Consider the following 21289-nt stretch of genomic DNA (forward strand, 5'->3'; position numbering starts at 1 on the left):
CACAAGTAACTGTATATACTGACAGTTCACTGTATAGAAAAACAGGCTGTTTATGCGTCCACTAACATCGCGACAAGAAGAAGTTCTACAACTTATTAAAGATACTATGCAAGCAACGGGAATGCCGCCTACTCGCGCAGAGATTGCACTTAAACTGGGGTTTAAGTCTGCCAATGCTGCCGAAGAGCATTTAAAGGCATTAGCCCGAAAAGGTGTGATCGATATTTTGCCCGGCACATCCCGTGGTATTAAGGTGAATGTTCCTTTAGACGAACAGCTTGAAGAGTTAGGTTTGCCTTTGATTGGTCGTGTGGCAGCTGGAGAACCGATTTTAGCGGCCGAGCATGTAGAAGGGCATTATCGTGTAGACCCAGGTTTGTTTAAACCCAGCGCTGACTTTTTATTAAGAGTAAGCGGCATGAGTATGAAAGACATTGGTATTCTTGATGGTGACTTATTGGCGGTGCATCGCACCACTGACGTACACAATGGCCAAGTCGTTGTAGCTCGCGTTGAGGATGATGTAACAGTAAAGCGGCTTGAGAAAAAAGGCCGACAAGTGCTATTACATGCTGAAAATGATGCTTTTGCGCCAATTAAAGTGGATTTGGCCAGCCAAGCCTTTGCTATTGAAGGAATTGCGGTAGGTGTTATCCGCAGTTCTGATTGGATGTAAGAGACAGCGTATTGAGTGGCTAAATAAACAGTTTGTTATAGTTTTAGCTGCTTTTTTAGCTCGTTGGTTGACCTCGACGTATTTTGACTAAGTTTAGGTCAACGGACTTTTCTTTTGGTTTTCAAACAGATCAACATAATAAACCCTCCTTCCTTGCACTATTTTCAAGCAATACGCATTTTTTAACAAAATAATGTTCAAAAAACACCCTGTTGAATAACTTTTGAACAAAAAAGCTAGACTATTGCTCATAAAATAAGTAATTCTTATCATTCTATTAACAATCCAGTAACAGCCGCTTGTCTTATAATTGTTTAAAAAGTGCTACGTACTTGGCTTTTTAAACTATTAAGTAAATGGAATAAAAACAATAGGTTTGGCAGATGGGGTGTCGTGTGAAGAGAACTTTATCCAAAATGAGCTTGGTATTTGCTAACGTTTTAGCTTTACCTGCATTAGCAGAATCCGCCACAAAGGTTGAACAATACCAACTTAACTTAACTAAAGGTGTGACAGACATAAGCGAAAAAGTGTATGACCTGCACATGCTGATGTTTATTATCTGTGTGGTTATCGCCGCTGGTGTATTCGGTGCGATGTTCTGGGCTATGTGGTTTCATCGAAAATCTAAAGGGGCGAAGCCCGCTAACTTTCATGAAAGCATCAAAGTTGAAATTGCCTGGACTGTTATTCCCTTCATCATACTCATTGTTATGGCTGTGCCCGCTGCTAAATTGCTTATCGATATGGAAGATGCAAACCAACCCGATTTAACTATTCAGGTCACCGGTTCTCAATGGAAATGGCACTATAAGTACATGGACGATGGGGTTGAATACTTTTCAAAACTAGCCACTCAGCCAGAACAAATTCAAGGCAAATTCGAGAAGGGTCATAATTATTTACTCGAAGTTGACCGCCCTCTTGTTATTCCTATTGATAAGAAAGTTCGTTTTTTGATTACTTCAGATGACGTCATCCATGCGTGGTGGGTGCCTGATTTTGCGGTAAAACAAGATGCCAATCCTGGATTTATTAATGACGCATGGGCAAAGGTGAATGAGCCGGGGATCTATCGCGGTCAATGTGCTGAGCTATGCGGTAAAGACCATGGTTTTATGCCCATTGTGGTTATTGCAAAAACGCAAGCTGATTATGAGAGCTGGATAGGTGAGCAAAAAGATATCATTGCAAAAGCCAAAGCGGAAGAGCAACGCCTTCTATCGATGAATATGACGATGGATGAAGCAATGACGACGGGTGAAAAGGTTTACATGGCCAATTGCGCAGCTTGCCATATGCCAAATGGCGAAGGCTTACCGGGCGTGTTTCCGGCTTTGAAAGGCAGTCAAATAGCCTTAAAAGATCAACCTGCTCATATCGATCGTGTCGTGTTCGGTGTAGCAGGCACAGCGATGCAAGCGTATGCAAAACAATTATCGATGACCGATATGGCGGCGGTGATTACCTATGAACGTAACGCATGGGGTAATAACACCAATGATCTCGTTCAAGCCAAAGACATTAACGCCGCGATAAACGGTAAATAGGAGGAGATGGATATGAACACACCCACCAGTGAACATCATCATGAGAGCCACGACCATCATGAGCATCATATTCCTAAGGGCATTAAACGATGGTTGTATACCACTAATCACAAAGACATAGGCACACTTTATTTGTGGTTTGCGTTTATTATGTTTTTAACCGGCGGGGCAATGGCTATGGTCATTCGCGCTGAGCTATTCCAACCTGGTCTACAAATCGTTGAACCTAACTTTTTTAACCAAATGACCACCGTTCACGGCCTGATAATGGTGTTTGGTGCGGTTATGCCGGCTTTTACTGGCTTAGCTAATTGGTTAATACCTATGATGATTGGTGCGCCGGATATGGCTCTACCACGCATGAATAACTGGAGTTTTTGGATCCTCCCATTTGCTTTTATTATTTTATTGTCATCGTTATTCATGGAAGGCGGCGGCCCCGCCTTTGGTTGGACGTTTTACGCTCCACTATCAACCACTTACAGTAATGACACTACCGCTTTATTTGTATTTTCGGTGCATATTATGGGCGCCTCATCCATCATGGGCGCCATTAACGTTATTGTGACTATTTTCAACATGCGTGCCCCTGGCATGACGTGGATGAAAATGCCGCTGTTTGTTTGGACCTGGTTAATCACCGCCTTTTTACTGATAGCCGTCATGCCAGTATTAGCTGGCGCGGTGACCATGGTGTTAACCGATAAGTTTTTTGGTACAAGCTTTTTTGATGCAGCCGGTGGTGGTGATCCCGTGATGTTCCAACATATATTTTGGTTTTTTGGTCATCCGGAAGTGTACATTATGATTTTGCCAGCTTTTGGCATTATCTCGCAAATTGTACCGACCTTTTCGCGCAAACCCCTCTTTGGTTATGCCTCAATGGTATATGCCACAACGTCAATAGCCTTGTTGTCGTTTATTGTTTGGGCTCACCACATGTTTACCACGGGCATGCCAGTGTTTGCCGAGATGTTCTTTATGTTAGCCACCATGCTGATATCTGTACCGACCGGGGTAAAAGTCTTTAACTGGGTGGCAACTATGTGGCGAGGTTCACTGAGTTTTGAAGTGCCCATGTTGTTTGCGCTCGCGTTTATCGTGTTGTTTACCATTGGCGGGCTGTCCGGTCTCATGTTAGCCATCACGCCCGTAGACTTCCAATATCATGATACCTATTTTGTGGTAGCTCACTTCCATTATGTTCTGGTGACTGGGGCGATATTCTCAATTATGGCAGCGGTTTATTACTGGCTGCCTAAATGGACCGGCAAAATGTTTGATATCACCTTAGCTAAATGGCACTTTTGGTGTTCATTAGTCTCCGTCAATGTCTTGTTTTTCCCTATGCACTTTGTGGGTTTAGCGGGTATGCCGCGTCGTATACCTGATTATGCTTTGCAGTTTGCAGACTTTAATAAATGGATCAGTATTGGTGGTTTTGCCTTTGGTTTATCACAACTCATTTTCTTGGCATTGTTAATTAAAGCGTGCCGTAAAAAGGGTGAGCCTGTATCAGCGCAAGTATGGGAAGGTGCAGAAGGTTTAGAGTGGGAAATTCCTTCTCCAGCCCCTTATCACACCTTTGAAACTCCACCCGTTGTTAAATAAACCAGACAAGAAGAGTGGCACGTGATGACCGATCAAACCAAACAGAACAAAAGTTTAATCCTTAAGTTATTGGCCATCGTGCTTGGTATGTTTGGTTTTGGCTTCGCCCTAGTGCCACTTTATGACGTCTTTTGTGATTTAACTGGTCTTAACGGCAAGACGTCTAATACTGCAGCGGTGTACGAGGCGGTGGATATTGATGAAAGTCGATATGTCACTGTTGAGTTTATTACTCGGATCAATACGGGCATGTCGTGGCAGTTTGAAGTAGAGACCCAGCAGGTCAAAGTGCATCCTGGAGAGATGAATCAGGTTAATTTTAGCGCTAAAAATCCTGGCGCTAGAGCGATTGTTGGACAAGCGGTGCCTTCTGTTTCGCCGGGCACAGCCGCGATATATTTAAATAAAACAGAATGTTTTTGCTTTGAACAACAAATTTTGCAGGCCGGTGAAAAAATCATTATGCCAATGCGTTTTTACGTTGATCCGCAAATTCCCAAAGATATGACCTATTTTACTGTGCAATATACCCTCTATGACGTGACAACTGCTGAACAGCAAGTTGCTCTTAATCGCGGGTAAAAGGAGAGCAAGATGTCAGAAAAAGAATATGAAAAATACTATGTTCCTGCCCAAAGTCCTTGGCCGTTCATGGGAGCCTGCGCTTTATTTTTATTAGCTGTTGGTGCGGGTAACGTAGTCATTGAAACGACTCGTGGCAAAGAAGGGTTTGGCAGTTATATCTTGATCGCTGGTTTTGCAACCTTAGTGTTTATGCTGTTTGGTTGGTTTAGAAATCAGATACATGAGTCAATGTCGGGTTTGTATAGCGAGCAGTTAGGGCGTTCATATCGACAAGGTATGGCGTGGTTTATCTTTTCTGAAGTGATGTTTTTTGCGGCGTTCTTTGGTGCCTTGTTTTATGCCAGAGCAATCGCAGTACCTTGGCTAGGTGGTGCCTCAAATAATCAAATGACAAACGAGGTACTGTGGCCTTCTTTTCAAGCGATGTGGCCTTTAGTTGAGACCCCAGGTGGTATTACCACAGAAGCCATGCCTTGGACAGGTTTGCCCTTATACAACACCATTATATTGTTGGCGTCTTCGGTTACTTGTCATATGGCTCATGTGGCGCTCGAAAAAGGCAAACGTCAGCAAATCCTTGGTTGGCTTGGGCTTACGGTGTTGTTGGGCTGCTTGTTCGTGTTTATGCAAGTGGAAGAGTATATCCACGCCTACACTGAAATGGGTTTAACCTTGCAGTCCGGCGTTTATGGTAATACCTTTTTCATGTTGACCGGTTTTCATGGCTTCCACGTTACCGTCGGTACTTTAATCTTACTCATTTTATGGTTGAGAGTCGCCAAAGGTCACTTCACTAAGGAGAATCATTTTGCATTTCAAGCGGGTAGTTGGTACTGGCATTTTGTGGACGTAGTGTGGGTAATGCTATTTTTCTTTGTTTATATTCTTTAACAGAAATAAGCTCAGGGGGTAAGCGGCGCTTGCTCCTTGGGCTTTAATATGGCCGAGGGTTCGGCGTAATGAGGCCAGTGGCTATCGCAACTAAAATCAAACTGACAATGATGACCGAAGCAATGAGTCTGCGCCCAATATACTTTGACATTGGCGGGCTATCGGGGTCGTTTTTTAACATGACAACCATCGCTTTAAATAAATTGAACACCATGAACAGTACTAATCCTGCTATGAGTATTTTAATCAATAACATCTTGCCGACCCCATCTCTGAACGTAGAGTTAAGGTAAAGCGGTGACACGACATTCACGCTTACCTATTTTCTCTACCTTAGTCACTTTTTTGGCCGTTGTCATTATGTTTGCATTGGGTCTTTGGCAGTTACAACGAGCAGATGAAAAAAAGCAAAGATTAATGGCAATTGAACAAGCAGCTGTTTCAGCGCCCTTAACCCTTAGTGCCGCCAAAGAACTACAAAAAGCTGCTCGGGATTATCCCATTCAATTATCAGGACTTGCTGACGAGCAGCGATATTTTTTGTTGGATAACAAAATACAACAGGGAAAAGTGGGTTATGAGGTGGTGGTGCCAGTGACAACTTTACAAGGTCGTGTATTGGTTAATTTTGGTTGGGTAGCTGCGCCACGTCTGCGGGCAGAATTACCTGATGTACAGTTGCCCATAATTGAGGATGAGTATAGCGGTAGGGTATCGATACCTTTGAATAACAGTTTAATCAAAGAAACAGCGCGTTTTAATCAGCAGTGGCCAAAGGTTATGCAGCAAATGGATATTGCCTTAATGGCGCAACATTATCAGCAAGACTTTTTGCCTTTTGTGGTCTTACTTGACCCACAAGAAAATGTGCCGTATCTGCGCAATTGGCAGCCAGTTGTCATGCCCCCGGAAAAACATGTTGCCTACGCCATACAGTGGTTCTTACTGGCTTTTGCCGCCCTTATCACTTTTGTTTTCGCTCAACGTCGAAAAATAACCAGAGAAACTCAATGACTGAAACTCCAAAAATAAAAAATAAAGGCCTCATTTTTCTTTTTATCGCTGTTTTTGCCTTACCAGTGGTATTGGCAAAATTTGCTCTTGAATATAATTGGTTTAACCAAGCTGCCACCAATAAAGGTCAATTATTAGCCCCAAGCTTAGATATGACGAAATGGCACTCTGCTGATTACCCACCGAGTTGGAAATTTTTATATGTCATACCGAGTGAATGCCTTAATGAATGTCAAAATGCCATTTATAGTCTTAATCAGCTTTGGAGCGCCTTAGGTAAAGAGCAAGATAGAGTGGAATCTGTTGTGGTGGCAATGCCGAGCAGCGATTCAGCTGCACTGGGTAAAGTTGCCGAATATAAAAATATTCGGATTATTCACTCAGACGAACAAAGTGTTAACCAAGTGTTTAAAGATGTTAAAACTAATGGTATTTTCATTGTAGACACCTTAGACAACATTATTTTACGTTATCAAACACAGAACGACCAACAGCAAGCAGTACTCCACAGTCGAGATATCTTAGCTGATATGCGAAAAGTACTTAAATTGTCGCGTATTGGTTAGAGGGTAAGCTAATGAAGAAGCTAGTTTTTATCAGTATACTGCTCGCTGCGGTGGTTATAATATTGGGTGCATACGCTCGATTAACTGATGCTGGCTTGGGATGTCCTGATTGGCCCGGCTGTTATGGGCATTTAAGTTTAGCGAACACCTCAAAACACATCGAAACAGCTCAACAACATTTTCCAGACCGCCCTTACGAGGCTCACAAAGCAAGAAACGAAATGGTGCATCGCTATTTTGCTAGTGGGTTAGGGTTTGTCATTCTGGTTATCTTTATTATCAGTGTTTGGCAAAGGCGTCATGGTGTGCCGCTTAAATTACCCTTTTTTCTACTTTGTTTGGTGTGCTTCCAAGGTGCATTGGGGATGTGGACGGTTACACTTAATTTATTGCCTGTGGTGGTGATGGGTCATCTACTTGGTGGCTTCAGCGTTCTGAGCTGCCTATTTTTATTGTATTTACGTTTAACGCCTTATCGTATACCTGGTGGCGATCATCGCATGCGCTCGTTTGGTAAGTTTACGCTGTTCGCCATCTTTGTGGCGACCTGCCAAATAGCACTGGGCGGCTGGACATCAGCCAATTATGCCGCCTTAGCGTGCACAGAGTTACCGCTGTGTGAGGGGGATTGGTATGCGAGGCTCGATTTTGCTGGCGCTTTTAGTGTTCCTCATGCGGATAATTACGAATACGGCGTGCATGACTATGATGAACGTATGACGATGCATATCATGCATAGACTGGGCGCCATCATCACGTTTATTTATCTGAGTTGGATGGCGCTGGGTCTATACAAAGCTGCGACCGCTAATTTAATCAAGCGACTTTGCATTTTGTTAATGTTGATACTAGGAGTGCAAGTGATTCTGGGTGTAAGTAATGTGGTATTTAGTTTGCCCATTGCCGTTGCTGTTATGCATAACTTTGTAGCAGCTTGTTTACTACTAGTGTTGGTGACCTTGAGTTACACGCTGTATCGAAAAACATAGGAGAGAGCAATGGATAAAGCATTAGCAACCGGACAAGCAAAAAATACCGCTTCATTGCTGAGTACTTGGCATGATTATTACGAAATGACTAAGCCAAAAGTAGTGATGTTACTTTTGCTTACTGCATTAGTGGGGATGTGTTTGGCAAGTGAGACGTGGATAAGCTGGCAGATTTTGGTTGCTGGCTTGACTGGGATCGGCTTTTTGTCGTCAGCCGCAGCAGTGGTAAATCATGTTGTTGATCGGCGTATAGACAGCCAAATGGCCCGAACTTTTAATCGCCCGATGCCTAAGGGTAAAGTCACTCCACAAAAAGCGCTGATATTTGCAGCAACGTTGAGTGTACTAGGGTTTTTGATTTTAGAGTTGTGGGTGAACCGTTTAACGGCCTTATTAACACTGGCCAGTTTGGTAGGTTACGCGGTGGTATACACCATGTATTTGAAGCGAGCCACTCCACAAAATATTGTGATAGGTGGTTTAGCGGGAGCAGCGCCCCCTTTGTTGGGTTGGGCTAGCGTGACCGGTCAAATTAACCCTGAAGCGTTATTGTTAGTGTTGATTATTTTTACTTGGACTCCGCCGCACTTTTGGGCTTTGGCTATTCATCGTGAAAAAGATTACGCGCGGGCTCAAGTGCCTATGTTGCCTGTGACTCACGGTATCGAATTTACTAAAACCTCTATTTTGTTATATACCGTGTTGTTAGGCGTCGTGTGTTTACTGCCATACCTAATTGGCATGACGGGTCTAATCTATCTGATCGGCTCATCCCTACTCAATGTAGGTTTTTTGTATTATGCGTGGAAACTCAAATTTGCCAGTACTGATGAAACCGCGATGCAAACCTTTAAGTTTTCTATTATTCATTTGATGGTATTGTTTGTCGTACTACTTGTTGACCATTACCTTAAATTTTAATTATGACTAGATTACAAGCAGGTCTCGTTGCCTTTATCGCCTTAGTTATCGGTATTGTTGCGGCCCTAACCATTAGCCCAAAACAAAGCGCTGAAGAGCAATATTTGAGTCGCTATCCTCAGCCTAGAGCCCTACCGGATTTTCAGCTAACAGATAACCGTGGCCAATCCTTTACTTCAGCTCAGCTCAAAGATCATTGGAGTTTGGTGTTTGTTGGTTATACCTTTTGCCCCGATGTTTGCCCAACTACTTTAGCTGATCTTGATAGGGTGTACCCACAATTGAAAGCCATGCCGAGTGATTATCCAATCCAAGTGGTGTTTTTATCGGTGGATCCAAAACGCGATACGCCAGAACGTTTAGATGAATATGTTAATTTTTTTGACCCTGAATTTATTGGTGTAAGTGGTGAACACAAGTATTTATTTCCATTGGTTAAAGCCATGGGCATGATGTATTCCATGAGCGATAGCACAGATAATCCTAATTATTTGGTGGATCATAGCTCGTCAGTGGTATTAGTGAATCCTCAAGCACAAGTTATTGGTCGTTTTAAGGCGAAGTTTGAACCTGGTAAGATAGCCCTCAGTGATAGCCAATTGATCTTGGCTGATATGGCAATTGTGACCCGTCATTAAGGTTGGCTTTTATGCTTGTGCGCCGAGCAATCCAGAGCGATAGCCAAATACTCAGTGAATTGATATTTGCTTCAGGCGGGCAAAGCTTAGCGGCTATGTTTGATATTACTCCTCAGTTCAATAGCCAAGGTTTTTTACGCCGTGCCTTATGCCAAGGTGGTGGTCAGTTTGGTTTTGCTAATCATTGGGTAGGTGAGCTAGACGGTGCAGTTGTCGCCTGTATTTCAGCGTGGCACACTGAGTTAGGCAATGCCTTCCACCAAGCCAGTCTACAAAGCGTTATTCAGTATTATGGCACTGAGCATAGCATGAAGGTACTAAGCCGCAGTATGGTTGTACAAGACTTTATTCCTAAGCCTCAACGTCATCAATTGTGTATCGGTCATTTAGCGGTATTACCCACTTATCAAAGGCAAGGTTTTGCCACTTATTTGCTAAATGACATGAGTGAAAAAGCCAAAGCCTTAGGTAAATCAGAAATCACCTTAGATGTTCCTGTCAGTAATCATCAAGCGATTCAATTTTACCAGTCCCTTGGTTTCACTTTAGGACAACGCTCAATTGAAAGTGATGCCATGAAGGCCCTAGGCTTCGCTCAACATTTACATTTGTTTAAATCAATCTAACCACTGTCCATCTGCTGTAGGTACAAACCAAGGCTGCGAAAACCAGTAGTAGCGCCCCGACTCTTTTATACTGGGTGCGGTGCAGTTGACGCGTTGACGTCCGGCTTTTTGCTGCGCTTTGAAAGGAACCGTAACCGTGTTTTTTGTGAAGCTAAGCTTTACCGTTTTATCAGCGACAAAACAGCTCAGTTGACTCAATCGCAAGTCTTCGGTGCTCACATCAAATATCAGGTCAATGTCAGGGATGGGTAAGGTGATCAAAGGCTCGTTAGGTGTAATATTGTTAACAGGCATGGCGAGGCTATCTAATTTGGTTTTTAGGCTATTAATATTGCTATAGATACCAGCCGCAGGATAACGCGGCAATGCACCAAAGTCGCTGTAACTGGCAACTGCACCAGAAATTTGTGCAAAAGCCACGTAACCTTGTTGGCGTAACGCTTGTTTGAGAGGGACATTAAACTCGCCATAGGGATAAGCGAAATATTTTAAGCTGTAGCCAAGTTGCTGCGCTAAGGTTTGCTCTGCTTGATTAATGTTGTCCATCACTCTACTAAGCCATGCTTCATCACTCTCGCCAGGTAATCTACCTAACATATGCTCGTGGGTGTTGCCATGATTAGCGAAGGTCGCACCTTCTTGGGCCATTTTTTTAATCTGTGCCCAGCTTAACTGGTAGCTGGCTTTGCCTATTAAAGGCGGGTTAATAAACACCGTGTAAGGAAAACCAAATTCTTTTAGTAAAGGATGTGCCTGCTCAAAAATATTGTCATAACCATCATCAAAGGTAATTACAACGCTCTTGTCCGGTAAGCTTTTGCCTTGTGAAATCGCTTTGATAACCGTTTCTAATGGCAGTACCTGATGATGGGCAGACAAGTATTCTAAGTGTTGTCTAAATACCTTAGGAGAAACAGAGGTCACCGCAGGTGTTTGTTCAGAAACATGGTGATAGAGTAAGATCACCGCATTGTCTTTGGCCTCAATGTCGTGTGCAAAGAACACAGATACAAGTAACAGTAAGTGCCACAAACCCTTGTTAATCATGAAGTAATCCAATCTGTCTGAAAGTGAGTTAATCGGTGTCCAGTCTATCAAAATTTTTTAAACCCAGCTTACATCAGTCGATACTTTTTATCGCAGGGCCAATGATATTAAGTAATTTGACTACACCTATAATGGGCTTAGTGGATACTGCTGTACTTGGGCATTTAGACTCGACCTACTATTTAGCGGGGGCTTCAGTTTCTGCCTTGTTTATTACTCAGCTTTATTGGCTTTGTGGTTTTTTACGTATGACCAGCACGGGCTTAAGCGGCCAAGCATTGGGTGAAAACGACGTAGCCAAGGCAAACAAAACCTTAGTACAAGGTTTGTATTTAAGTGTATTGCTGGCAGTTGCGATTTTGTTCACACAAAATCTGTGGCTGAAGTTGGTGGTATTACTCGCCAACGCACAGCCGGCGGTAGTGGATGTAATTCAAGATTATTTTTCCGTGCGTATTTGGGGCGCGCCCGCCGCTTTAGCAAACCTCGTATTGATAGGGTGGTTAATTGGCCAGCAACGTGCCGGTGTAGTGATGTGGATCCAAATTCTTGGTAATTTGATTAACGCGGTATTAAGTGTTTATTTGGTGGTGTATTGGCAACTCGATGTGCGAGGAGTCGCGCTTGCAACCATTATTGCAGAATATGCCATTATGGGTTTAAGCCTACGAGCATCCAAAAATATAGTTGGACAACTGAGCTTCGAACCAAGTTGGTTTAAATTAACCTCGCTACGCCAATTACTCGCCTTGAATGGCCACTCCTTTGTGCGCAATATCACCTTGCAGCTTTGCTTAGCATTTTTGGTGTTTCAAGGCATGCGGTATGGCGCCACGAGCGCTGCCATTAACGCCATCCTTTTACAGTTTTTTAGTCTTATTGCCCTTGGGTTAGACGGCGTGGCGTATAGCGCTGAAGCGTTGGTGGGCGAGCAACTAGGTAAAAAAAGCGCTACTGGCATTGCACGAGTAACCAGTCAAAGCCTGGTGTGGTCATTGGTATTCGCCATGGGCTATAGCGCGGTATTTTATGTTTTTGGTAATGATATTATTGCCATGCTGACTACCCACACCGACCTACAAATGGCTGCCAGCCCTTATCTACCTATCATCGCACTACTGCCTTTATTTGCTCACTGGTGTTTTTTACTCGATGGGGTATTTATCGGTTTGACCCGCGCTAAAGCCATGCGGAATTCAATGTTACTCAGTGCTATAGGTATCTATGTACCCTTGTGGTTATTATTTAGTTATCAACAAAATCAAGGAATGTGGTTGGCTTTATTAGGATTTTTATTAGCCAGAGGCATGACCTTGGGGGCCTATTTTATTTATCTGTATCGAATAAAGAAGCTGGTGGTTTAGCTTTATTAAAACTGCCAGTAAGACGAAATACTAAAATACCTAGGTAACCCCTTGCTGCAACTAGGCCACCAACGACTAACAACAGAAGTCCTGGCACTTGCAACCAGATCCAATCCTGAGCACCAACTAGAATCAATATTGCTCCAGCGGTAAATATGCCAAGACCGAGTTTAAACTCGGTCCAGCGTCTAGGTGTGTCATTTGCAAAACGGTGTAGCCAATTCAACAGCAATATCCTAGTTAATAATAAGAGTGCTCACCGGCTTGGTGCTCTGTTGCATCCTTGACGCCTGTTAGTTCACCAGAGAACTTGGCTAACATTTGCTTTTCAATACCGTCTTTAAGCGTCACATCAACCATTGAGCAACCATTACAACCACCACCAAATTGCAAAATAGCCACTTTGTCTTTGGTCACTTCTATCAAGGACACTTTACCGCCATGACTCGCCAACTGAGGATTGATTTCAGACTCGATCATATAGCCGATACGCTCGATTAACGGTGCGTCATCTTCTACTTTGCGTGCTTTAGCGTTGGGTGCTTTAAGGGTTAATTGTGAACCCATTTGGTCAGTAGTGAAGTCAATTTCTGCGCCCTCTAAAAATGGTGCGCTTTCTAGGTCAACGACGGCGTCAAAGCCGTTAAACTCTAAAGTGGTATCGCTGGACTCCACGGCATCAGGTGGACAGTACGATACACCACACTCAGCACTTGGCGTACCTGGATTGACCACAAATACTCGAATATTTGTACCTGCTTCCTGCTTTTCGAGCAATTTACAAAAATGCGCTTGTGCGGTTTCAGAAATAGAAATCATTGTTTTACCTACAGTCTTTACTTTGCTTAATATCATAACAAATATTACTTGAGTAAAACACTCAAGTAATAGCTTTTCCTTATGTTAATTTTTGCTAAAACATGCGACTCTTTTACCTTATGCAATACGATATCTAGATTTATTGGATTTTACTTTATGTCTTATGTATTTAACTTATTGTTTTTAAGTCTTATTTTCTTGAGTCAAAGCAGTTATGCCGTTCAAGATAAGGACTACTTACCAGCCGATACGACTTATCTTCCGGCGGTGACAACGCCTACACAAGCGCTCGGCAGCGAAGTTGGCGAATGGCATGTACGTCATGATCAGTTAGTAAGCTATATGCGTACCTTAGCAGCGCAATCTGAGCGGGTAAGCTTAGTTGACATAGGCCGAACACATGAAAATAGACCTTTAGTTTTACTGGCCTTTACCTCAGCCGCCAATCAACAAAACTTAGCGAATCTTCAAGCTGAGCATATTGCTAGTCTTAACGGAAAGTCGGTATCGAATAGTCCCCTCATAATATGGATGGGTTACAGCGTGCACGGTAATGAGTCGTCGGGCAGCAATGCTGCCCTATTAATAGCTTATTACCTAGCGGCCGGGCAAAACGAGCAAATAGAGCAATTGTTAAAGGATAATATCGTTTTGCTTGACCCTAGTCTTAATCCTGATGGTTTAAGCCGATTTGCTCAATGGGCAAATATGCACAAGAGTCGGCATTTAGTGACCGATCCGCAAAATCGTGAGCATCAAGAAGCGTGGCCGTCATCGCGTACTAATCATTACTGGTTTGATTTGAATCGCGATTGGTTATTGCAGGTTCATCCAGAATCAAAAGCTCGTGTTGCGCAATTTCATCAATGGCGGCCTCACGTGTTAACAGACTTTCATGAAATGGGCTCTGACAGCACCTTTTTCTTCCAACCAGGTATTCCTAGTCGCAAAAATCCTTGGACTCCTCAAGAAAATGTTGAGTTGACCGATGCCCTAGGGCAGTTTCATGCGCGCGCTTTGGACAAAAATAAACAACTGTATTTTACCCAAGAAAGTTACGATGACTTTTATTACGGTAAAGGCTCTACTTACCCTGACGCCCTTGGCAGTATTGGTATTTTATTTGAGCAAGCTAGTAGCCGAGGTCATTTGCGTGACACTGCCAACGGCGTGCTATCTTTTGCTGATACTATTCAAAACCAGGTCACGACGTCTATCTCGACCTTTGCAGGCGCTTTGGCTAATAAAGATGGGCTATTGGCCTATCAACAAGCTTTTGATAACAACACCCTTAAGTTAAGCAAAAAAGACGCACTGACCGGCTATGTGGTCCAAGAAGCCCGAGACTACACTCGCATGCAGGATTTTTTAACCGTGTTACAGGCGCATCACATTGATTACTGGCCTTTAAAGCGTGATATCGAGGTAGATGATGTACCTTTTAAAGCCGTCAGCAGTGTATTTATCCCTGTGCAGCAAGCCCAATATCGTTTAATCAAATCACTATTTTCTACCCGTAAAAGTTTTGATGACAATACGTTTTATGATGTATCCAACTGGAATTTAGCCTTGGCCTTTAATCTGCAGTACGCGCCGGTTGAATCGAAAGTTGATTTTGATACAAACCGAAATTTCACTGGCAAAACGTTCCAGTCAGAATTGCTTGATAAAGCTTACGCCTATGCCTTTTCGTGGGATGACTCTAGTGCAGCGACCTTACTTAGTCGCTTACTAAAAGCCAAGGTTAAAGTTCAGGTGGCGGGCTCGCCATTTGTTGCGCAAACGAGTCAAGGTGCAGTAAATTTCACTGCTGGCAGTGTGGTGATCCCTAGTGCTTTTGCACAGCCAGAAAACTTGATCGGATTACTGCAGGACATGAGTCAAGATTTGCCGATAACCTTATGGAGTATTGATTCTGGTTTGACCAAGCAGGGGATCGATTTAGGTAGTCGACAGATGCATAATTTGAGTTTACCAAAAGTGCTGTTGGTGGGCGGCAAAGAAACCTCACAATATGAGGCGGGTGAGGTATGGCATCATTTTGATCAGCAATTAGAATTGCCTCTGACTATTGTTGACTTAGATAGATTAGCAAGCCTTGATTTGACTAATTACAGTCATATTATTTGGGTGAATGGCACCTACAAAAATGTCAGTGAAACCAATGTGAAATCTTTAAGTTCATGGCTTAAAGATGGTGGGGTGTTGATTGGTCAAAAAAATGCTGTGGCGTGGTTTGCTGATAAAGGTTGGTTAAAAGCCCGTACTAAAACAGCCAGTGATATTGCCCTTGCCTTTGATAGTAAAGGATTACAATACTCCGATTTAGAATCATTCAGTGCTAAACAGCGCATTGCAGGTGCTGTTTTTACGACCAATTTAGACGTCAGCCATCCTCTTGCTTTTGGCTTTGAGCGCGAGGCTTTGCCTATGTTTAAAAACAGTAATCAGATTTTACTAAGGCCAGATGCCCCTTTTATCACTGTAGCTAAGTACACTGACAAACCCCTTACGGCTGGGTATGCGGCGCCTGAACTGCAAGACCTCGTTGCTAACAGTGCGGCTATTGTTGCCCATCAAGTTGGTAAAGGTCGGGTGATCGCTTTCAATGACAATATGAATTTTAGAGGCACATGGCAAGGAACCAGTCGATTGTTTACCAATGCGATTTTTATGGCGAGTTTTATTAATGTGCCTGGTTAGTGCACTAAGGTGACACAAATGCTCCAAATATCGATCTTTAACTGAGGAAACGTGTTTTTTAAACACCGATAAGCAGCATTTGCTGTTGCCCCTGTGGTGGTGACATCGTCAAATAGCGCGATATGATCGATATTCGCTAACTGTGAAAATCCCGAAGATGAAATTTGAAAGGCCTGACGTAAATTCACTTTTCGTTGTGCGGCTGATAATTTAGTTTGTGCAAGGGTCGCATTTTTTCTGGTCAAGGCTGAGTGTAAACTGGGTACCGAGGTTAACTGACTGATATGGCGGCAGATTTCTACACTTTGATTGTATTTTCGCCATAAAAAACGATTTTTGTGTAAGGGAATTGGCAGAATAGCCTTGGGTAAAACAAAGTGTGTATTGACATTATGTTTAACAAACAGCTCAGCCAAAGCACGTGCGTTGGGTAACTTAGCGCCAAATTTTAATGCTGTTAGCAACTTAGAAATGGGCCACTGGTAGTCACAAACAGCATATAGCGTTTTAAACTCAACCTGTGCCAAGCCCTTTGCCACATTGGGTAAAAGCATCAGGTTTTTATCCGTGCCGGGTGGCTGTAATGTAACTAAATCTTGTTGGCAATAAGTGCAAATCAAACGCTTACTTAATTGCCGACAAATGAGACAATCTTGCATGATTAATGACTGCATTACCTATCTGCCTTTTGTAAAATGCTTTCCCTTTAACCACAAGCATAGAAGAAAAATCACATTGAACTTAGTTTCTACAACAGTGGGTCATGGCCCGAACTTAGTATTACTGCACGGCTGGGGCTTAAATAGCGGGGTGTGGCAGCCTGTGATTGATGAATTAATTGAACACTTTACGGTGACGACAATTGATTTACCTGGTTTTGGTTTAAATCACGACATAGTTCCTTCACCTTATACCCTCGAAAATGTGGCGAGTTGTTTGATTGAGGAAATACCTGAAAATTCTATCTTATTAGGATGGTCATTAGGGGGATTAGTGGCCCAGCAAATAGCCTTAAGCGCTGCGCACAAAATAGATCAACTTGTTTTGCTTGCAACGAGTCCTTGTTTTATTGCTGGCAATGATTGGCCTGGTATAAAGCCGCAAATATTAGATAATTTTAAACAACAATTACTTGAAAATCAGGGTGCCACTATAAGTCGTTTTTTGGCTATACAGGCTATGGGTAGCCCGAGTGCTAAAAAGGATATAAAAGTAATTAAAGCACAAGTAGATGCCTACCCCGCTGCAAACCCTCAAGCTTTGAGTGCAGGGCTAACGCTACTTGCTACGAGTGATCTTAGGGCTAGGCTGATTGATTTACTTATGCCTTGCCAGCTGTTACTTGGACGATTGGATAGTTTAGTGCCAATTAAAGTCGCCCAGCATATTGCCAAATTCATGCCTTCAATTTCGATAAGCGTTTTTGAACATTCCTCCCATGCCCCGTTTATCTCCGAACAGTCGTCTTTTGTGGGTTTTATGCTCAATTACTTGAACAAAGATACCGGTTAAGCTTTGCAAAAAGCGCGAAATGGTTAATAATTAGTCGCATGAGGCTGGGGGGCCACAAAGATGTCTGTTAATTTTAGTAGTAATGTAAATGCCGCGATCGTGAATGGCCAGCTTGGTTTATCGCGTGCGTCTGCTGGTCTCTCACAAAATGCCTTGAACATCGCTCAATTGTCTACCCAATCTCAGTCATCTCAAAGCCCCCAAGAATTTTTAGCTAATGCAGTCAAAACTCAGCTTGGCACCATAAAGCAAACTCTACCCCCTATAGCCGGTGGAATAAGCTCTGAGTTGGTTGGCTTATCGGTCAATAGTATTAATGCACAAGCGTCTGCCAAAGTGCTCGATACGGCCAATGATTCAATTGGCACTATCCTTGATATTCTGGCTTAAATTTAGTCGTCATTAACGATGAATATCTTCCCACCCATTCCCACCACCATTACCTTTAATACCGGTACTGTTAATAACGAAGCAGCACGCAGAGACAACACACTCAAAGACACAATACCTGCGTCTACGCAAAGTGAAGGAAGCAGTGCAGAGAAAGGCCTTGGTTCTGAGTTTGATCGTGCTAGAACCCCTGGGCAGGCTCCTGGGCCCTTAACATATGAAAAACCCCAGCTGGCGCAAAGTCAGGTCTTTGATGGTCAGCAAGCGGGACAAAACAAAGATAATGGCAGTGACGAAAGTGCAGGTCGTGAGGATGCCGAAAGCCGTCAAAGGGAACAGCAGCAAGCCGAAGACAAGCAAATTCAAGAATTAAAACAACGAGATCTTGAAGTCAAAGCGCATGAGCAGGCTCACGCCGCCATGGGTGGTCAACATGCTGATTCGCCTAAATATGAATATCAAACGGGCCCTGATGGTCGTCAATATGCGGTTGATGGTGAGGTGTCGATTAATATTTCTGAGGGCTCAACTCCCGAAGAAACAGTGCGTAAGATGCAACAAATTAAGGCTGCGGCACTGGCACCCACAGAGCCCTCACCACAAGATTTACGGGTCGCTGCTGAAGCCACCCAAAAATCCGTTGAAGCACGTAATGAGATAGCGAAAGAAAAAGCCGAGCAAGCCAAGCCAGTACTTGAACAAAATCAAGGTAGTACTGCGCAATCGACTATTTCAAGTGAGAGTGCACAAAAAGTCACTACTCAGCCGCCAACGTTGGACGAAACGGCTAAGGGTATCGATATTAGCGCTCCTACTCGCTCTCTTGAAAAAGGCAGTGAGGAACTGAGTAATACATCTGTTGAAGAAGATATAGCCTTAGCTGAGCAAGCGACATTGGCCTATGCTAATCGTGATGAGAAAATGGTACGTCGCCTAGCCGTGATTGATAGTTTTTATCAGCAAGCAACGATGCCTAAAGAGCAAGGTTTTAGGCAAATAGCCTGAAGCTGAATTTATTTTTATCGACAAAACGCCCATGTTCAATGGGCGTTTTTGTATCCTAGCTTAAACTATCAGGACTTATTTTTTCTTTGCTTTAGCAAAGGCATCAGCAAAAGCATTTCCCATTAATGGATTAGCTGGTGCCTGTTGGCGAGATTGCTGCTGTTGGCCAGGTCTTTTCCCCTGACCTTCTTTTTTACCCATTGGTCTTTGCTGCTCTTTCGAAGGAGGGGTTTGATTGGGGGTATCATCCAAACGCATCGTAAAAGAGACGCGTTTTCTCGCTACGTCGACTTCCATCACTTTGACTTTAACAATGTCGCCAGCTTTAACAATTTCTCTTGGATCTGAGATGAACTTATTCGTCATTGCGCTGATATGGACTAAACCGTCTTGATGTACGCCAACGTCGACAAAAGCGCCAAAGTTAGCCACATTACTTACCACGCCCTCTAACACCATACCCACTGTTAAATCGCTTAATGAGTGCACGTTTTCATTAAAGTTAGCTGTTTTAAATTCAGGACGAGGATCTCGTCCTGGTTTAGTTAATTCGCTAATTATATCGGTGACCGTGGGTAGACCAAATTTGTCAGTAACAAACTCTTCTGGCTTGAGCATTCTGAGCAGTGCGGCATTACCAACAATATCGTTTACGGCTACGGCAGAACGTTGCACGATATTTTGCACAATGGGATAGGCTTCAGGATGCACAGCCGAAGCATCTAAGGGATCAGAACCATTCATAATCCGTAAAAAGCCCGCCGCTTGCTCATAGGCTTTTGGCCCAAGACGCTCAACATCTAACAAACTCTTTCTGGTTTGAAAGGCGCCATTTTTGTCACGAAACTGCACAATGTTATTTGCTAACGTTTTATTCAAACCAGATACATGGCTTAACAACGCGATAGAAGCAGTATTAACATCAACACCCACCGCATTTACACAGTCTTCAATAACAGTGTTTAGTGACTTACCTAAGTTGCTTTGGCTGACATCATGTTGATATTGACCAACACCTATAGCTTTGGGTTCGATTTTTACGAGTTCTGCTAACGGATCTTGTAAACGTCTGGCAATTGATACTGCACCGCGCAATGAAACGTCTAAACCAGGTAGTTCATTAGAGGCCAGTTCTGAAGCTGAATATACTGATGCACCTGCTTCACTAACAACTATTTTGCTAACCCCAAGTTCTGGGTGGGCTTTTATCATTTCAGCAACGAGTTTATCGGTTTCTCTAGAACCAGTACCGTTACCAATGCTGATTAATTTCACTTTGTGTTGTTGACACAAAACCGCCAAGGTACGTAAAGATTTATCCCATTGGTTTTGTGGTACGTGAGGAAATATGGTGCTAGTTGCCAAAACTTTGCCTGTTTCATCAACAATAGCTACTTTCACCCCGGTTCTTAGGCCAGGATCGAGCCCCATGGTTATTTTGGCGCCTGCTGGAGCAGCCATTAATAAATCATTTAGGTTTTTAGCAAATACGCTGATGGCATCGTGTTCGGCTTTTTCACGTAAGGTGCCAAACAATTCATTTTCCATGTGCAACATGATTTTTACCCGCCATGTCCACTGCACAACGCTAGCAAACCAGGCATCACTTGCTAATCCGTTAAATTTTAGGCCCAAATGGTCAGCAATAATTTGCTCGCAGTAAGAGCTTTTCTGCCCTTCTTCTTTTTGCGGGTCTGCGTCTAAGTTGACTTGCAATATACCTTCATTGCGGCCTCTGAACATTGCTAATGCACGATGTGAAGGCGTATTAATAAGCAGTTCTGAGTGAGAAAAGTAATCACTGTATTTGCTGCCATCTTGCTCTTTACCTTTGACTATTTGACTTTTGATATGAGCATTTTTAGTCAGGTATTGACGGATTTTTTGCAACAAACTGGCATCTTCAGCAAACCGTTCCATCAAAATGTATTTTGCTCCCTCTAGCGCGGCTTTTTCGTCTGCGATCGAGAAAGTTGGATTGACATAAGCCTGTGCCACTGACTCTGGATTTTGGCTACGATCATCAAAAAGAGAATTAGCCAAAGGCTCTAAGCCTGCTTCAATTGCAATTTGGCCCTTGGTACGCCTTTTCGGTTTGAAGGGCAAATAGATATCTTCTAGTTCAGTTTTGTTTTCAGCAAGCCTTAGACTTTTTAGTAAGGCATCTTCCATCTTGCCCTGCTCAGTAATTGATTTGATAATCACGGCACGACGGTCTTCTAAATCACGCAAGTACGTGAGCCTTTGTTCTAAGGTGCGCAATTGAGCATCGTCTAAACCGGCTGTAGCTTCTTTACGATAGCGCGCAATAAAAGGGACGGTCGAGCCCTCATCAAGCAAATTGACCGCCGCTTTGACTTGTTCTGCTTTAACTTGCAGTTC

At 43.2% G+C, this 21289-nt stretch carries 22 protein-coding genes; 16 read left to right on the forward strand and 6 right to left on the reverse strand.

The window, feature by feature from the left end; translation table 11 throughout:
- Positions 1-52 precede the first annotated feature (52 nt).
- The 5 genes from lexA to NWQ57_RS05110 all read left to right on the forward strand — a co-directional run bounded on the left by lexA (position 53) and on the right by NWQ57_RS05110 (position 5313).
- Positions 53-676: a transcriptional repressor LexA gene (lexA, locus tag NWQ57_RS05090; RefSeq protein ID WP_306021052.1), complete on the forward strand. Its 624-nt coding sequence runs from the start codon at positions 53-55 to the stop codon at positions 674-676.
- Between the two features lie 416 nt (positions 677-1092).
- The gene (coxB, locus tag NWQ57_RS05095) at positions 1093-2226 is read left to right on the forward strand and encodes a cytochrome c oxidase subunit II (protein WP_306021071.1); all 1134 of its coding nucleotides are present in this window, start codon (positions 1093-1095) and stop codon (positions 2224-2226) included.
- Between the two features lie 12 nt (positions 2227-2238).
- Positions 2239-3837 (forward strand): cytochrome c oxidase subunit I, encoded by a 1599-nt coding sequence (gene ctaD, locus NWQ57_RS05100; RefSeq protein ID WP_306021053.1) that lies wholly within the window; start codon positions 2239-2241, stop codon positions 3835-3837.
- 24 nt (positions 3838-3861) lie between these two features.
- Entirely contained in the window at positions 3862-4419 is a 558-nt protein-coding gene (locus tag NWQ57_RS05105) for a cytochrome c oxidase assembly protein (RefSeq protein WP_306021072.1), read from the forward strand.
- 12 nt (positions 4420-4431) lie between these two features.
- On the forward strand, positions 4432-5313 hold the full coding sequence (locus tag NWQ57_RS05110) for a cytochrome c oxidase subunit 3 (protein ID WP_306021054.1): 882 nt from the start codon (positions 4432-4434) through the stop codon (positions 5311-5313).
- 43 nt (positions 5314-5356) lie between these two features.
- Here the strand turns inward: NWQ57_RS05110 and NWQ57_RS05115 are convergent, their stop codons facing one another.
- A complete protein-coding gene (locus NWQ57_RS05115) occupies positions 5357-5569 on the reverse strand; it encodes a DUF2909 domain-containing protein (protein ID WP_306021055.1) in 213 nt (70 codons plus the stop codon).
- Between the two features lie 41 nt (positions 5570-5610).
- Here NWQ57_RS05115 and NWQ57_RS05120 point away from each other — a divergent pair, with 41 nt between their 5' ends.
- From NWQ57_RS05120 to NWQ57_RS05145, 6 genes are read left to right on the forward strand one after another with little or no spacing between them, the layout of a single operon-like run.
- Positions 5611-6327 carry an SURF1 family protein gene (locus tag NWQ57_RS05120; RefSeq protein ID WP_306021056.1) on the forward strand — a complete coding sequence of 239 codons (717 nt, stop codon included), beginning with the start codon at positions 5611-5613 and terminating at the stop codon, positions 6325-6327.
- Positions 6324-6893, forward strand: a complete 570-nt coding sequence (locus NWQ57_RS05125; protein ID WP_306021057.1) for a hypothetical protein — start codon at positions 6324-6326, stop codon at positions 6891-6893. The genes NWQ57_RS05120 and NWQ57_RS05125 overlap by 4 nt, the downstream gene beginning before the upstream one ends.
- An 11-nt stretch (positions 6894-6904) precedes the next feature.
- Entirely contained in the window at positions 6905-7882 is a 978-nt protein-coding gene (locus tag NWQ57_RS05130) for a heme A synthase (RefSeq protein ID WP_306021058.1), read from the forward strand.
- A gap of 9 nt (positions 7883-7891) precedes the next feature.
- Positions 7892-8803 (forward strand): heme o synthase, encoded by a 912-nt coding sequence (gene cyoE, locus NWQ57_RS05135; RefSeq protein WP_306021059.1) that lies wholly within the window; start codon positions 7892-7894, stop codon positions 8801-8803.
- Positions 8804-8805: 2 nt separating this feature from the next.
- A complete protein-coding gene (locus tag NWQ57_RS05140; protein WP_306021060.1) occupies positions 8806-9441 on the forward strand; it encodes an SCO family protein in 636 nt (211 codons plus the stop codon).
- 11 nt (positions 9442-9452) lie between these two features.
- On the forward strand, positions 9453-10067 hold the full coding sequence (locus NWQ57_RS05145; RefSeq protein ID WP_306021061.1) for a GNAT family N-acetyltransferase: 615 nt from the start codon (positions 9453-9455) through the stop codon (positions 10065-10067).
- Here the strand turns inward: NWQ57_RS05145 and NWQ57_RS05150 are convergent.
- Positions 10059-11114, reverse strand: coding sequence for a polysaccharide deacetylase family protein (locus tag NWQ57_RS05150; RefSeq protein ID WP_306021062.1), 1056 nt, complete (start codon positions 11112-11114; stop codon positions 10059-10061). The genes NWQ57_RS05145 and NWQ57_RS05150 overlap by 9 nt on opposite strands.
- Positions 11115-11215: 101 nt before the next feature.
- On the opposite strand from NWQ57_RS05150, the gene NWQ57_RS05155 reads away from it, so the two are divergent.
- Complete coding sequence (locus NWQ57_RS05155) at positions 11216-12478, forward strand: MATE family efflux transporter (protein ID WP_306021063.1); 1263 nt, start codon at positions 11216-11218, stop codon at positions 12476-12478.
- Here the strand turns inward: NWQ57_RS05155 and NWQ57_RS05160 are convergent.
- The gene (locus NWQ57_RS05160; protein ID WP_306021064.1) at positions 12441-12704 is read right to left on the reverse strand and encodes a hypothetical protein; all 264 of its coding nucleotides are present in this window, start codon (positions 12702-12704) and stop codon (positions 12441-12443) included. The genes NWQ57_RS05155 and NWQ57_RS05160 overlap by 38 nt on opposite strands.
- Before the next feature lie 14 nt (positions 12705-12718).
- Positions 12719-13297, reverse strand: a complete 579-nt coding sequence (gene nfuA / locus NWQ57_RS05165) for a Fe-S biogenesis protein NfuA (RefSeq protein WP_306021065.1) — start codon at positions 13295-13297, stop codon at positions 12719-12721.
- Between the two features lie 156 nt (positions 13298-13453).
- On the opposite strand from nfuA, the gene NWQ57_RS05170 reads away from it, so the two are divergent.
- Positions 13454-16000: a M14 metallopeptidase family protein gene (locus NWQ57_RS05170; RefSeq protein ID WP_306021066.1), complete on the forward strand. Its 2547-nt coding sequence runs from the start codon at positions 13454-13456 to the stop codon at positions 15998-16000.
- Here NWQ57_RS05170 and NWQ57_RS05175 read toward each other — a convergent pair.
- Positions 15997-16674 carry a ComF family protein gene (locus NWQ57_RS05175; protein ID WP_306021067.1) on the reverse strand — a complete coding sequence of 226 codons (678 nt, stop codon included), beginning with the start codon at positions 16672-16674 and terminating at the stop codon, positions 15997-15999. The genes NWQ57_RS05170 and NWQ57_RS05175 overlap by 4 nt on opposite strands.
- A gap of 55 nt (positions 16675-16729) precedes the next feature.
- Here NWQ57_RS05175 and bioH point away from each other — a divergent pair, with 55 nt between their 5' ends.
- The 3 genes from bioH to NWQ57_RS05190 are packed head-to-tail and all read left to right on the forward strand — an operon-like array spanning position 16730 to position 18907.
- Complete coding sequence (gene bioH / locus NWQ57_RS05180; RefSeq protein ID WP_306021073.1) at positions 16730-17512, forward strand: pimeloyl-ACP methyl ester esterase BioH; 783 nt, start codon at positions 16730-16732, stop codon at positions 17510-17512.
- 60 nt (positions 17513-17572) lie between these two features.
- Entirely contained in the window at positions 17573-17902 is a 330-nt protein-coding gene (locus NWQ57_RS05185; protein WP_306021068.1) for a hypothetical protein, read from the forward strand.
- A gap of 18 nt (positions 17903-17920) precedes the next feature.
- Positions 17921-18907, forward strand: coding sequence for a putative metalloprotease CJM1_0395 family protein (locus NWQ57_RS05190; RefSeq protein ID WP_306021069.1), 987 nt, complete (start codon positions 17921-17923; stop codon positions 18905-18907).
- Between the two features lie 75 nt (positions 18908-18982).
- Here the strand turns inward: NWQ57_RS05190 and NWQ57_RS05195 are convergent.
- Positions 18983-21289, reverse strand: a 2307-nt coding sequence (locus NWQ57_RS05195) for a Tex family protein (RefSeq protein WP_306021070.1), incomplete at its 5' end; no start/stop codon positions are given.

It is taken from the genome of Paraglaciecola sp., assembly GCF_030730205.1.
Classification (GTDB): Bacteria; Pseudomonadota; Gammaproteobacteria; order Enterobacterales; family Alteromonadaceae; genus Paraglaciecola.

What these genes read in the sequence shown, in the direction of transcription:
- lexA (WP_306021052.1), top strand. Translation starts at nt 53, where the DNA reads ATGCGTCCACTAACATCGCGACAAGAAGAAGTTCTACAACTTATTAAA.
- coxB (WP_306021071.1), top strand. Translation starts at nt 1,093, where the DNA reads ATGAGCTTGGTATTTGCTAACGTTTTAGCTTTACCTGCATTAGCAGAA.
- ctaD (WP_306021053.1), top strand. Translation starts at nt 2,239, where the DNA reads ATGAACACACCCACCAGTGAACATCATCATGAGAGCCACGACCATCAT.
- NWQ57_RS05105 (WP_306021072.1), top strand. Translation starts at nt 3,862, where the DNA reads ATGACCGATCAAACCAAACAGAACAAAAGTTTAATCCTTAAGTTATTG.
- NWQ57_RS05110 (WP_306021054.1), top strand. Translation starts at nt 4,432, where the DNA reads ATGTCAGAAAAAGAATATGAAAAATACTATGTTCCTGCCCAAAGTCCT.
- NWQ57_RS05115 (WP_306021055.1), bottom strand. Translation starts at nt 5,569, where the DNA reads ATGTTATTGATTAAAATACTCATAGCAGGATTAGTACTGTTCATGGTG.
- NWQ57_RS05125 (WP_306021057.1), top strand. Translation starts at nt 6,324, where the DNA reads ATGACTGAAACTCCAAAAATAAAAAATAAAGGCCTCATTTTTCTTTTT.
- NWQ57_RS05130 (WP_306021058.1), top strand. Translation starts at nt 6,905, where the DNA reads ATGAAGAAGCTAGTTTTTATCAGTATACTGCTCGCTGCGGTGGTTATA.
- cyoE (WP_306021059.1), top strand. Translation starts at nt 7,892, where the DNA reads ATGGATAAAGCATTAGCAACCGGACAAGCAAAAAATACCGCTTCATTG.
- NWQ57_RS05140 (WP_306021060.1), top strand. Translation starts at nt 8,806, where the DNA reads ATGACTAGATTACAAGCAGGTCTCGTTGCCTTTATCGCCTTAGTTATC.
- NWQ57_RS05145 (WP_306021061.1), top strand. Translation starts at nt 9,453, where the DNA reads ATGCTTGTGCGCCGAGCAATCCAGAGCGATAGCCAAATACTCAGTGAA.
- NWQ57_RS05150 (WP_306021062.1), bottom strand. Translation starts at nt 11,114, where the DNA reads ATGATTAACAAGGGTTTGTGGCACTTACTGTTACTTGTATCTGTGTTC.
- NWQ57_RS05155 (WP_306021063.1), top strand. Translation starts at nt 11,216, where the DNA reads ATGATATTAAGTAATTTGACTACACCTATAATGGGCTTAGTGGATACT.
- nfuA (WP_306021065.1), bottom strand. Translation starts at nt 13,297, where the DNA reads ATGATTTCTATTTCTGAAACCGCACAAGCGCATTTTTGTAAATTGCTC.
- NWQ57_RS05170 (WP_306021066.1), top strand. Translation starts at nt 13,454, where the DNA reads ATGTCTTATGTATTTAACTTATTGTTTTTAAGTCTTATTTTCTTGAGT.
- NWQ57_RS05175 (WP_306021067.1), bottom strand. Translation starts at nt 16,674, where the DNA reads ATGCAGTCATTAATCATGCAAGATTGTCTCATTTGTCGGCAATTAAGT.
- NWQ57_RS05185 (WP_306021068.1), top strand. Translation starts at nt 17,573, where the DNA reads ATGTCTGTTAATTTTAGTAGTAATGTAAATGCCGCGATCGTGAATGGC.
- NWQ57_RS05190 (WP_306021069.1), top strand. Translation starts at nt 17,921, where the DNA reads ATGAATATCTTCCCACCCATTCCCACCACCATTACCTTTAATACCGGT.